10 protein-coding genes, 1 pseudogene and 1 riboswitch are annotated in these 13,419 nt (G+C 41.6%); of the genes and pseudogenes, 5 read left to right on the top strand and 6 right to left on the bottom strand.

The window, feature by feature from the left end; genetic code table 11:
- From GBI16_RS16220 to accC, 5 genes and pseudogenes are all read left to right on the top strand, one after another.
- Window positions 1-434, top strand: a pseudogene (locus GBI16_RS16220) (acetyl-CoA C-acyltransferase); the annotation flags it as partial.
- Window positions 435-533: 99 nt separating this feature from the next.
- Entirely contained in the window at window positions 534-1,310 is a 777-nt protein-coding gene (gene pcaD, locus GBI16_RS16215; RefSeq protein ID WP_086210024.1) for a 3-oxoadipate enol-lactonase, read from the top strand.
- Window positions 1,311-2,313: 1,003 nt separating this feature from the next.
- Window positions 2,314-2,769, top strand: coding sequence for a type II 3-dehydroquinate dehydratase (gene aroQ / locus GBI16_RS16210; RefSeq protein WP_086210025.1), 456 nt, complete (start codon window positions 2,314-2,316; stop codon window positions 2,767-2,769).
- Between the two features lie 16 nt (window positions 2,770-2,785).
- Window positions 2,786-3,205 carry an acetyl-CoA carboxylase biotin carboxyl carrier protein gene (gene accB / locus GBI16_RS16205; RefSeq protein WP_004979753.1) on the top strand — a complete coding sequence of 140 codons (420 nt, stop codon included), beginning with the start codon at window positions 2,786-2,788 and terminating at the stop codon, window positions 3,203-3,205.
- A gap of 16 nt (window positions 3,206-3,221) precedes the next feature.
- A complete protein-coding gene (gene accC, locus GBI16_RS16200) occupies window positions 3,222-4,586 on the top strand; it encodes an acetyl-CoA carboxylase biotin carboxylase subunit (RefSeq protein ID WP_086210027.1) in 1,365 nt (454 codons plus the stop codon).
- A gap of 72 nt (window positions 4,587-4,658) precedes the next feature.
- On the opposite strand, the gene GBI16_RS16195 is transcribed toward accC, so the two are convergent.
- The 6 genes from GBI16_RS16195 to GBI16_RS16170 form a co-directional block, all read right to left on the bottom strand.
- Window positions 4,659-5,075 carry a hypothetical protein gene (locus tag GBI16_RS16195; protein ID WP_228147010.1) on the bottom strand — a complete coding sequence of 139 codons (417 nt, stop codon included), beginning with the start codon at window positions 5,073-5,075 and terminating at the stop codon, window positions 4,659-4,661.
- A 255-nt stretch (window positions 5,076-5,330) separates the two neighbouring features.
- The gene (uca, locus tag GBI16_RS16190) at window positions 5,331-8,936 is read right to left on the bottom strand and encodes an urea carboxylase (protein ID WP_086210029.1); all 3,606 of its coding nucleotides are present in this window, start codon (window positions 8,934-8,936) and stop codon (window positions 5,331-5,333) included.
- Window positions 8,937-8,941: 5 nt separating this feature from the next.
- On the bottom strand, window positions 8,942-9,592 hold the full coding sequence (locus GBI16_RS16185) for an urea amidolyase associated protein UAAP2 (protein ID WP_151707467.1): 651 nt from the start codon (window positions 9,590-9,592) through the stop codon (window positions 8,942-8,944).
- A gap of 17 nt (window positions 9,593-9,609) precedes the next feature.
- On the bottom strand, window positions 9,610-10,350 hold the full coding sequence (locus GBI16_RS16180) for an urea amidolyase associated protein UAAP1 (RefSeq protein WP_110974009.1): 741 nt from the start codon (window positions 10,348-10,350) through the stop codon (window positions 9,610-9,612).
- 27 nt (window positions 10,351-10,377) lie between these two features.
- Window positions 10,378-10,477: riboswitch (guanidine-I (ykkC/yxkD leader) on the bottom strand.
- Window positions 10,478-10,627: 150 nt separating this feature from the next.
- Entirely contained in the window at window positions 10,628-11,521 is an 894-nt protein-coding gene (locus tag GBI16_RS16175; RefSeq protein WP_086210032.1) for a LysR substrate-binding domain-containing protein, read from the bottom strand.
- A gap of 319 nt (window positions 11,522-11,840) precedes the next feature.
- Window positions 11,841-13,013 carry a thiolase family protein gene (locus tag GBI16_RS16170; RefSeq protein ID WP_151707466.1) on the bottom strand — a complete coding sequence of 391 codons (1,173 nt, stop codon included), beginning with the start codon at window positions 13,011-13,013 and terminating at the stop codon, window positions 11,841-11,843.
- Window positions 13,014-13,419: the final 406 nt, after the last annotated feature.

Raw genomic sequence — 13,419 nt, 5'->3', positions numbered from 1 at the left:
ACGGTGCGGCTGCTGTACTGATTGCTTCGGAACAAGCGGTTGAGCAGTACCAACTTAAACCACGTGCCAAGATTATTGCATCTACGGCTGTGGGGGTAGAACCACGCATCATGGGCTTTGCACCTGCGCCTGCCATCAAAAAATTACTCAAACAAGCCAATCTGACATTAGAACAGATGGATGTGATTGAACTAAATGAAGCCTTTGCAGCACAAGCACTGGCGGTCACGCGTGATCTTGGTTTAGCGGATGACACCACTCAAGTGAATCCAAACGGTGGCGCAATTGCCATCGGTCATCCACTCGGTGCATCGGGTGCGCGTTTAGTCACCACAGCTTTAAACCAGTTAGAACAAACGGGTGGAACCTATGCCTTGTGTTCGATGTGCATTGGGGTTGGTCAAGGGATTGCTTTGATTATTCAGCGCGTTTAACCATCCTTCTGATCTGACGTGGTGTTTCTACTCATAACACTTATTGCTGATAACAACAGTAGAAACACTGAAAATTTTTAATGAATTAAGGAAGAACTTATGCCAAGTTTTACTTCAAATAATGCCGAAATTCACTATCAGACCTTTGGTGATTCAAGAAATCCTGCGCTTGTTTTTTCAAACTCACTGGGTACAAACTTCAACATGTGGAAGCCACAAATCAATTTTTTCCAGAAAAATTATTTCGTGATTTGCTATGACACTCGTGGGCATGGCCAGTCTTCTGCACCTCAAGGACCTTATGATATTGAACTACTTGGTCTAGACTTGATCCATTTACTCGACCACCTGAACATCGAAAAAGCCATATTTTGCGGCATTTCTATGGGCGGTCTCACAGGTCAGTGGTTAGTCATTCATAAGCCTGAACGTTTCCACCGTGCCATTGTATGCAATACTTCCGCAAAAATTGGCAGTGAACAGGCTTGGAATGAGCGAGCATCTCTCGTTCGTAGCCAAGGTTTAGAACCGATTGCATCAACGGCCGCGAGCCGTTGGTTTACCGAACCCTTTATCCAAAGCAACGCAGCAACAGTAGCAGCGCTTTCAAACGACTTAGGTGCTGGCAGCCCAGAAGGTTATGCGAGTTGCTGTGAAGCTTTGGCTAAAGCGGATTTACGTGAAAAACTCGAAAGTATTCGAGTACCTCTACTTGTGATTGCAGGTAGTAAAGATCCTGTGACTACAATCGCCGATGCTCAATACATGGTCAATCATGTACGTAGTAGTGCTTTATTTGAAATAGATGCATCACATATCTCAAATATTGAACAGCCCAAAATTTTCAATCAGGTCATCTTGGATTTTATTGCCTAATCGTTTTACCTGATAAAAAAACAGCTCATTGCGGGCTGTTTTTTATATTTCTGTCGTCAGCGAATTAAAAACTGCATATAAAACAACCATAAATACTTATGTATTTTAGACCTTTTCCGACTCTATCGTACTTATTGCCAATACCCAACCTGCACTACTCTGCTACTTTTGTCATGATCAAGAACGCTCTCGTGAACAAAATAGCCAATCATGGCGTGATTGAGCCAATCTTTGGATCAAAAAACCATATGAAATGACTGTATTTTTTTTACCCAAAACCAAGTATTCAGACATACAAGCTACAATTCACTCACAACTAAACATAGGCAAAAAAAACAAGTCGAAAACTAAAGAAATAACTATAGCTTTAGGCTTGGCCACATCCCGCCTAGGATAATTCCATTATTTTCATAACATGTAACTGTCAGAATACATCCGTGAATAAAATAAAGCATTTCTAAATATTGATGTAACAAACTTATGTTTTATTTAAAGAAAGTGATGTTATATTTCTATTCACTTTAGAAAATATGCTGCTTTATAAAGACTTTGAAATCTGATTTATTCGAGCCTGCGCGATAATGCGGTTTGATAGCCAAGTCAGCAGATACAAACACTTTCAGACAGTACTGTTATTTTGATATACAGTGTTAGCACTTAAAAATCGGTTAAGATACTGTAATAAATTTCAGCGTGATCAACAGAATCATACTGTTTTTCGCATGGGTAACTACGTCATTTACATGCTGTAAACCTAAAACAAAAATGCAGTTTTTGGTCAATTTAACTTACAATGTAAAAAAGAGTAATCATTCGAAAATTTGTAATCTTTTAACATTGCCAATTCCTTGCAAAATTTACATTATATTGCCGAAGTTTGGCACTAAGCATCTACGTCAATTCAAACAAACTATAAAAAAAATGTAGAACTTTATGCCATAATACGCAAACTTTGCAGCCATCTTGCAAAGAATTATTGCAACTTATAAATGGAGCAAGCTAAATGAGTTCGACCATTTTGGTTATTCATGGACCGAATCTAAATTTGCTAGGAATGCGTGAACCAGAAGTTTATGGCTCTCTAACGCTGAAAGACATCAACCAACAACTCATCGCCCAAGCTAAACATGCTTCCATTTCTCTCGACACTTTCCAAAGTAATTGGGAAGGTGCCATTGTCGACCGTATTCATCAAGCCCAAGCGGATGGCGTGCAATTTATTATTATCAATCCTGCTGCGCTCACCCACACTTCCGTGGCAATTCGTGATGCGCTACTTGGTGTAGCCATTCCATTTATTGAAGTTCATTTATCAAATGTTCATGCGCGCGAAGCGTTTAGACATCATTCATATTTATCAGATAAAGCCATTGGCGTGATTTGTGGCTTAGGCGCTCAAGGTTATAGCGCTGCGCTCAATTACGCTCTCAACAAAATTCAATCCTCTACGCAATCATAATTAGGAATACTGTCACATGGATATTCGTAAAATCAAGAAACTCATCGACCTGATGATTGAATCTGACTTACAAGCGATTGAAGTTAAAGAAGGCGATCAATCTATTGCTCTTACTCGTCGCAGTCCAGTTGTTGCAGCTGGTGCTCCTGTTGCTATGGCTGCTCCTGTTGCCCAAGCTCCAGCAGCAAAAACACCACGTGGTGCTGTAGAAACTTCTCCAATGGTTGGTGTGTTCTATGCTGCTCCTAGCCCAGGTGAAGCGCCATTTGTTAAAGTCGGTCAAACAATCACGGCTGGTGAAACACTTGGTATTATCGAAGCAATGAAAATCATGAACCCGATTGAAGCAACGCAAAGCGGTGTAGTTGAAGAAATTTTAGTGAAAAACGGCGAAGTGATCCAATTCGGTCAACCATTATTCCGCTACCGCGCGTAATAGACGGGGACTCATAATGTTGCAAAAAGTTTTAATTGCAAACCGTGGTGAAATTGCCCTGCGCATCACCCGTGCCTGCAAAACTTTAGGGATTAAGACTGTAGGGATCTATTCAGATGCTGACAAAGACTTAATGCACCTACGTTTTGTAGATGAAGCAGTATGTATTGGACCAGGTGCAAGCAGTGAAAGCTACTTGAATATTCCTGCCATTATTACAGCAGCTGAAATTTCAGGTGCAGATGCCATTCACCCAGGTTATGGCTTCTTATCAGAAAATGCTGAATTTGCTGAAATTGTAGAAAACTCAGGTTTCATTTTTATTGGACCACGCCCTGAACATATTCGTTTGATGGGTAACAAAGTTTCTGCCATTACCGCAATGCGTAAGGCAGGTGTTCCAACCGTACCGGGATCTGCAAATGCAGTTACACCTCAAAATGCTTTAGCAGAAGCCAAAGAAATTGGTTTCCCATTGATCGTGAAAGCTGCTTCTGGTGGTGGTGGTCGTGGTATGCGTATTGTAGAACGTGTCGACACCCTACTTGAATCTGTTCAAGCTGCACAGCGTGATGCTGAAATGTGGTTTGGCGATGACACGGTGTATATGGAACGTTTCCTGCAAACACCTCGTCACGTTGAAGTTCAAGTTCTTGCTGACGGTAATGGTCACGCGATTCATCTCTATGACCGCGACTGCTCTTTACAGCGCCGCCATCAGAAAGTGTTAGAAGAAGCGCCTGCACCAAACTTACCTGAGCAAGCACGTGCTGACATTTTAGAAGCTTGCGTAAATGCTTGTAAATTAATGCAATACCGTGGTGCAGGTACCTTTGAGTTCTTGTTTGAAGATGGTGAATTCTTCTTTATTGAGATGAATACACGTGTTCAAGTTGAGCACCCTGTAACTGAAATGGTGACAGGTATCGACATTATTGAACAACAGCTCCGCATTGCTGGTGGTTTGGGTCTTGAAATTGAACAAGATCAAGTTGAAGTCAAAGGCCATGCGATTGAATGTCGTATCAATGCTGAAGATCCAACGACCTTCTTACCTTCACCAGGTAAAATTGAGAATTTTTATGTACCAGGTGGTGCAGGTATTCGTCTTGATTCACATATCTATCAAGGCTATAGCATTCCACCTTATTATGACTCGATGATTGCGAAGCTAATTGCGCACGGTAAAGATCGTAAAACATCTCTTGCACGTATGCGCCAAGCACTTGATGAAATGATTTTGACTGGAATTAAAACCAATATTCCATTGCACAAAGATTTGATTCTTCAAGATAAAAAGTTCTGCGAACAAGCGATGGATATTCACTATCTTGAGAAACACTTGTTAAAGCAAATTGAAGGTCATCAAGATAAAGACTAATCTAAAGAGTTAATTAGTCTTTCTAAAAAAAACCGCGATTAATCGCGGTTTTTTTATAGATAATACAAATGCTTAAGGCAAAACACGGCGTAGTGTTGCAAAGCACTGCTGACCTTTATCATTGGCACAGAAATTAATGGTTGATGGGCTTTTCCATTTCACAAAGTATTGAGACATTTCACCAGATTGATCTTCTTTTAAGCCAGAACAATCGACTTCATTATTATCATACTTCACTTGCAAAATGAGTGCGGGCAACTGAACATTTTGATCGTTTGACGGTTGATAGTCGTAAATTCCTGTAGACCATTCCTCGCCACTTTTGATCACGACATCGCTATTACTTTTAAAATTATAGTATTCAACGCATTTCCTGTTGTTTGGTAGCTCCATTCCCCACAAACCCACGATTTCTGGGCGAGTCATCACGCGAATATTATTTTGATTTGATGCTTGAGTGACCTCAGTCTGATTTGGCGTATTTGCCATAACTACTGATGTAGTTAACATGAATAACATGCCGAGTAATGTTTTTTTCATACAAGCCATAATGTTTTTTAGCGTCGTACTAAATTAGCATATTTTCATGCAAAACATCATTTTATAACCATTTCATAACAATCTATTTTCTGCTACGCATCGGAAGCTTTATTTAACAAAATGATGTAGTGATTGGATTCATCTGCTTTGAAACGCAATAAAAAGGACTGCCCTAGCAATCCTTTCATTTAGGAATATTTGAGTTTAAGCAACAGGGGCTAACGTAAACAGCACCTGACCTGTTTTGACCGTTTGTCCTTTTTCAATAGTAATGGACTCAACACGCATACGTTCTGGGGCAATAATTGGAATTTCAATTTTCATAGCTTCAATCACAGCTAATGTCGCTCCTTCTTCTACCACATCTCCAGAATTACACTCAATTTTCCAAATAGAACCCGGCATGTGCGACTCTACTGCACAGCCACCTTCAGGAATCTGAATTTCACTGTCATCTAAAACCGCATCAATACTTTCAGAAACATATTCAACCAAACCTGCTGCATGCCAACGACGGCGTTCCTCATCAAAGTTCGCTTGCTGTACTGCTTTAAAACTTGAAATGGATGCTGCATTTTCAATGAGGAAATCATTATATTCTTTTAGATTTAAAACCCCATCTTCCACACGGAGCTTTAAGCGCCCTGCTTTAAAGTCTTCCCGCATTTGCATCAATTCTGTTTCAGATACTTCATAAAATTTAATTTGATCAAAAAAGCGCAGTAACCATGGCTTATCCTGTTCAAAGTCTGGATTTTTGCGGTAACGACTCCACATTTGGGTGGTACGCCCAACAAACTGATAACCGCCAGGGCCTTCCATGCCATAGACACACATATACGCTCCACCGATGCCGACTGCATTTTCAGGCGTCCATGTACGTGCAGGATTATATTTGGTGGTTACTAAACGATGGCGTGGATCCAGTGGTGTTGCCACAGGTGCCCCTAAGTAAACATCCCCCAAGCCCATGACCAAATAATTGGTACTATACACAACATCCTTCACCGCTTGTTTTGACTCTAGTCCATTGATGCGGCGGATAAATTCAATATTATCTGGACACCACGGCGCATCTGGACGTACCGTTTGCATATAGCGCTCAGTTGCCAGCTGGGTTTGCGAGTCTTCCCAAGCCAAAGGTAAATAGACTGTGCGTGACGGCACTTCCATTGCGGTCACGTCAGGCAATTCATTTTCTGCTTGCTGTAAAAGCCACAATAAATGTTTTTGATCAAGTTTTAATGAGTCAAAATGAATTTGTAGCGAACGAATTCCTGGGGTTAAATCAATAATCCCTTCGATACTTTGGTCTTTGACCCATTGCATTAAAGCGTGAATACGGAAACGTAAATTGAGGTCTAAAACCAACTCTCCGTATTCAACCAATAAATAACTGTTCCCTGCGGGGCGATAAGTCACATCAGGTGCAGCGTTCACACCTTTTAGAGTCGCCAAAACTGCATCTGAGAGTGTGTCCATTTCAGCATGCAAGCTTGGGGCAAAATCTACATTTTCAGTCGTATCCGCTTTTAACGCGGCATGATATTTTTGATTTAATGCTTGAGCTTGATCATAAGAAATTGGGATAAATTTAACTTTATCCCCCGCTTTAAGCTGACCAATTTTCCATAGTTCTGAACTAACCACCACCGCTGGGCAAACGAAACCGCCTAAGCTTGGACCATCGGGCCCTAAAATAATCGGCATATCTCCAGTGAAGTCAATCGCGCCAATGGCATAAGCATTATCATGAATATTCGAAGGATGTAGTCCTGCCTCACCACCATCGGTACGTGCCCATTCAGGTTTTTCCCCCACTAAGCGGATGCCTGTACGACTTGAGTTAAAGTGAATTTCAAACTCTTGCTCAAAGAAGCGCTCAATATCACGTTTAGTAAAAAAGTCGGGCGCACCATGCGGTCCATACATCACCGCGATGTTCCAAGCATTGCTAAAGCTTGGTACCTGTGCTGCGCTGAGTGCAACAGTTTCTGCTGAGGTATAAGCCGTAATGGGCAACATATCTCCAATGAGTAAATTGCGTCCTGCGTGACCACCAAACTGACCTAAAGTAAAAGTCGCTTGCGAGCCTAAATAGGCGGGTACATTCAGCCCGCCTTTAATACCAATATAACTGCGACAACCTGTGGTGATTTTACCCGTTTTAAGGATTTGCCCTTTTTTAACATTAAGGGTCTGCCACATGGCAACGTCGACACCATCCAATGTCGCAAACATCTCACCACCCGTAATCACGATTTGGCTGTCACAGTGAAACTTTAAAGTTGGGCCTTGTAATGTACATTCTAGCCCTGCGGTATTAAATGAATTCCCCAATAGTTGATTGGCTATATTTAAAGATAAAGGATCAATCGCACCCGATGGTGGCACTCCAACATCCCAGTAACCCAAACGACCATTGACGTCTTGTATTGAGGTTTGAATACCTGACTGTAACACCTCAATTTTTTGGGTTTTCCACTCAAAAGTATTTAAAAAACGTGTGGTCTGTATCCCTGTTTTAAACACGTCACAGTCAATAATATTTTGTAAATACTCAAGATTAGTTTCAATTCCTGCCACTGAAGTTTTTGCCAAAGTATCACTCATGGCTTGAATTGCCCTTTCACGGTTCTCACAGGTCACAATGATTTTGGCAATCATCGGATCATAAAAGGAAGATACATTTGAACCTGTTTCGACCCATGTTTCATTGCGTGCTTGTGGGTCAAAGTCGACATAAGTCAGTAAGCCAGCACTGGGTTGAAAGTTCTTAATTGGATCTTCAGCATATAAACGGACTTGAATCGAATGACCTTTAGATTTAAGCGCCTCTATCGGTGCAGTCCAGTCACCGCTACCTAAAGTGACCATCCATTCCACAAGGTCTACACCAAACACTTGCTCGGTCACACCATGTTCAACTTGTAGGCGTGTATTCACCTCCAAGAAATAGAATTTTTGGGTGTCAGTATCCATCACAAATTCAACCGTACCTGCCGAACGGTAATTCACTGACTGCATCAGTTGAATTGCAACACCTTGAATATAATCACGTTGTTCATCATTTAAATGCGGTGCTGGAGTTTCCTCAATTACTTTCTGATTACGGCGCTGTACTGAACAGTCTCGCTCTCCCAAAGCCAAAACCAAACCTTGGCCATCCCCAAAGATTTGGACTTCAATATGCCGCGCATTTTCTACAAACTTTTCTAAATACAAACCTGCATCTTTAAAATTGGCTTGTGCCAAATAAGATACGGTTGCATAAGCATCTTTCAACTCAACTTCGTTCCACACCAAACGCATACCAATACCGCCACCACCTGCGGTACTTTTCAGCATAACGGGATAGCCGATACGATTTGCTTCGATCAGTGCTTCCGCTTCGTCTGCTAAAAGCTGGCTACCCGGTAACAATGGCACATCCGCCTGAATGGCAAGTTCGCGTGCGGTATGCTTTAAACCAAAACTACGCATTTGTGCAGAATTTGGCCCTAAAAACACAATGCCCTGTGACTCACACAAGTCACAAAATTCGGCATTTTCAGACAGGAATCCATAACCCGGATGAATAGCTTCAGCGCCCGTCTCTTTGGCAACCTGTAAAATTTTTTCAATATTTAAATAACTTTGACTAGCTGGGCTATCACCAATAAATACCGCTTCATCAGCCAAAGTCACATGCAAGGAATCACGGTCTGCTTCTGAATACACCGCAACAGACTGAATGCCTAAATTCTTTAATGTACGAATTACTCGGCAGGCAATTGCACCACGGTTGGCAATGAGAACTTTTTTAAACATGCTGATTACTCCTTGCCGTCACGTACAATCAGTTGAATTTTGGTCGGGTTATAGGCATTACATGGATTGTTCAGCTGCGGGCAGTTAGAAATCAGCACGATAAGATCCATCTCCGCTTGAATTTCAACATATTTACCGGGCGCCGATATTCCATCGTCAAATTTGAGATGTCCCTCACTGCTCACAGGAACATTCATAAAGAAATTAATATTCGGCCCAATATGACGAACATTCAGTCCATGCTTTTTCGCAATTGGGTGCAAAGCTAAAGCTGTCATAAAGTTATTGCGACAGCTGTGCATCGGAAATGTGTCGTGTGCATAACGTACGGTGTTACTTTCACATGAACAAGCGCCACCCAAGGTGTCATGACGACCACAGTTATCATCATGGATCGTGGCGATTTTATTGCCATAGTTGGTATATAGAGCTGTGCCTTTTTCGAGATAAATCTGCTGATTAATGGCTAGAGTATCGGTTGCGCTGTAACGTTCTTCAGGATTGTTCGCAGAAATAAATAAAGTATCGACTGCTTGGTTGCCTTCGAGATCAATAATGCGGAAATACTGCCCTTTCTTGACTTCACCCATCCATGCCTCACCCGCTGGACAGACTTCATTTAAAACAGCTTGATCAAATGCTTGTAAACTGGTCATGCGTATTCTCCTCGGGCTTAAACAGCATCAAATGCGAAATAACGTGCGTTGTTTTGAAAACCGCGTTGGTTTTGCGAGCATGAGTCACGACAAATATCATGTGCGGTTAAAGCGGAGGCTTTGAATAAACTCATTTGAATATCGGCAGGCTGATACTTTACGACTTGGCTTAAACCATGTGGTGCGGCAGATAAGAACACCAGACAGTCCATCTCAAAACGCAGTTCAATGATTTGATGGGTATTGTCAGTATCAACATAAGATAAGTTGCCCGCATCATCAGGACGAACCTTGGAGAATAGGTTGACCGTAGCTGACAAGTCGGTTTGACCTAATGAAAACTTGGTCATTTCAAGTAACAGACTGTCTCGTCCACTCCGATACATCTTATTTCGTGCATCTTGGAAAGTTTGAGTGCCGAATTGTTTTTGAATTTGTTCTGTGCGACTCGGACCACACAAGGCATCATTCCAACCATGATCGTCTTGAACAATTGAGGCCATAACCCGACCTAAGTCCGAATACAACACATGTCCTGCACTTAGAAATGCCGTATGCTGTGCCTTTAAACTATCTGGCATATTAAAACGTTCGAGCTTATCTTCACTGTTGACGCAGAAAAGAGAAACGTTAGCTTGTGCCCCTAAGGCTTTAAACTGTAAGACTGTGCCACGTTGAATACGCCCAGACCAGTGATGTCCACCCGGTAAAAGTTCAGTCCATAGTGCGTTATCGTCGTGATATGTTATTGTGCTCATGCGCCTCTGCCTAAATCGTAACTGTTTACCTCCCGGGCTTTTATCCCTCCGTGTAGTTCTTACGAACCGTGAACTCTCGGTCACAGACATACATCAAAAATGTATCGGAACCCTAGATCACTCTTTCAGTTTAGATTGTGCAAAGGCCGTGCCAATTTAGTATTACGATTTTCAAGCTTTGTAATACCATTTATGAGCAATAAACGGGCGCTTTCAATTTTCAGCACGAATATCTTTGCTATACGCACCAATAAAAAGCATCAAATTTTTAAGAATGCTATTTCATTAAAATTTCATGAAACATATGACGCAGCCATTGGTGGCTGGTTTTATGATGACAAGACATGTGCCAATACTGTTTCACTCCATAACTTGGAAAGGCAATCGGCGCATTGAAGATCTTTAAATTGCCACGTGAAAGTAGAACTTCACTCAAATAGTATGGGACTGTGGCGATTGCATCTGTTTCTTGTACCACCAAGCCTACCCCCAAATAGCTCGGTAAACGCATTAAAATGTCACGCTTTAGTTCTAAATTAAGCAGCTCGTTTTCAATATGGTAATGTCCCATGCCTGCATCAATATCAATATGTGACTCAGCCAAGTATTGCGCTGTGCTGATACTGTCACCGGTCAAACGCGGATGGTCTTTGGCTGCAATCACCACATAATACTGCTCAAACAGTTGCTGTTGATAAAAGCCATTTTCCAATTGCGGTAAAAAACCCAACGCCAAGTCAATTTCACCATTTGCCATTTGATAACTGGTTTCAGAGGTGATCGGACGGATATTCAAACGAATATGTGGTGCATGTTTCTTTAAATACTGCGAAATTTTCGGCAACAACACCAAATGCGAAACATCAGTCATAGCCAAACTAAACTGTTGCTGCGAAGTGGCTTGGTCGAAATCAATCGTAAAGTTATTGATGATTTCAACCTTGTTTAAAGCCTCACTGACCAACGGAAACAATTGCTTAGACAACTCTGTCGGCATCATTTCGTTGCCAATCCGCAAAAACAGCGGATCATTATAATGTTGGCGAATTTTATTCAGAATGTTACTCACCGTCGGTTGACTCATTTCTAAATGATCTGCCGCAAGCGATACACTCTTAAACTTATAAACGTAAAAAAAGATACTGAGTAATTTACAGTCCAGTTCAAACACGAAAAAAATGTTCCTTATATGCATGTGATGGTAGACGATCCATCATCTACCCATTATAGCGATGATCCAATGCTCAAAACTTACATTTATAAGCATCTAGGTCTAATATCAGACGTTTCAACAATAAAAGCACATGAATTATACCTTTAGCTGTACTAAACAATAGATACTTTTCCTGAAAATTTATGTCGCATGTTCTGCATATATTTTACATAACAAAAAAGGCCCGAATCAATCGAACCTTTGATGAAATCAACCATGCCGAATTATAGATATTTAAATCATTTTCTTCACAGGCACAGCTAAAGATATTACAGCTTTAATCCAACAGCTCGACGGCAATAGCAGTCGCCTCACCACCACCAATACATAAAGCAGCTACACCCTTTTTCCCACCAGTACGTTTCAAGGCATGCAGTAAAGTCACGATAATACGAGAACCAGAAGAACCCAATGGATGTCCAAGTGCACAAGCACCACCATTCACATTCACTTTAGCAGGGTCTAAATGAAAACCGTCAATTGCAAGCATGGTGACCATCGCAAAGGCTTCATTGACTTCCCACAGGTCAACATCACCCGCAGACCAACCTGCTTTGGCTAAAACTTTCTCAATGGCACCTACAGGGGCAATGGTGAACTCAGATGGATGCTGAGAATTGCTGGCATAAGCCACAACTTTTGCCAATGGTTTCAGACCACGTGCGTCTGCAACATCAGATGAAGTTACAACCAATGCAGAAGCCCCATCTGAAATAGAACTCGAATTTGCCGCGGTAATCGTGCCGTCTTTTTTGAATGCTGGGCGTAAAGTTGGAATTTTATCCACTTTGGCATTGAGGGGTTGCTCATCCTGATCAACTACAACATCACCTTTACGGCTACTCACTGTCACAGGCACGATTTCATATTTAAAGTAACCACCTTGAATCGCAGCAACGGCTTTATTTAAAGAACCAATGGCATACTGATCCTGCTGTTCACGGGTATAGCCTTTTTTATCTGCCATTTCTTGAGCAAGGACACCCATCGACAGACCTGTTTCAGCATCCTCTAAGCCTTCTTGGAACATGTGATCGGTTGTTTTACCATGTCCCATACGGTAACCCGCACGTGCCTTTTCAAGTAGGTACGGCGCATTTGACATCGACTCCATACCACCTGCCACCACGATTTCAGCTGAACCTGCTTTAATCGCGTCAGCCGCTTGCATGACGGCTTTCATCCCCGAGCCACAAATCTTATTGATGGTTGTTGCACCTGTTGAGTCTGGTAGACCTGCAATGCGCATTGCTTGACGTGCAGGGCCCTGTTTAAGCCCCGCTGGAAGGACACAACCAAAAATGACTTCGTCTACATCAGTCGGTTGTAAGCCAGAACGGTTTAGCACTTCTTTAATCGTGACCGCACCAAGTTCAGGTGCTGTACATGCCGACAACGAACCCTGAAAGCCACCCATTGCTGTACGTACACCGTCTACAATAACAATCATTTTCCATTCATCCTTTTTGATGTTTATTTGTTTTTAAGCGACATTTTATGCACTCAAAAACGCTCCATAACTATTCTTCGTCTTAATAAAGGCTCAATTTAAACGCCTTATTTTTGATGCCTTTAGTCCACGATTTCGCTCACAACGTTATGATCTTGCGCAATCGGTAATATTCGATAGAATCGAAGCATCCGAATAGTTCAACACGCAATAACCAATGTAGGCTTAGATCTGAGCCAGAACTATCCATCACTACGTTTAAGGCAATATATAGTTTTTCTGACAATAGTGTAAAAATCACAAAAATGAAATGTATTTCCATAAAAGTGATCTCTAGAGGCTAACTTTATTGACAGTTGTCTTCAGCTGTTGCAAACAAATTTATTTCAATTCTTGAACAAGTGAA

Origin of the sequence: Acinetobacter sp. TUM15064, assembly GCF_008980265.1 — a bacterium.
In the GTDB taxonomy this organism is placed as follows: Bacteria; Pseudomonadota; Gammaproteobacteria; order Pseudomonadales; family Moraxellaceae; genus Acinetobacter.
This window is presented reverse-complemented; position numbering and strand designations above follow the sequence as displayed.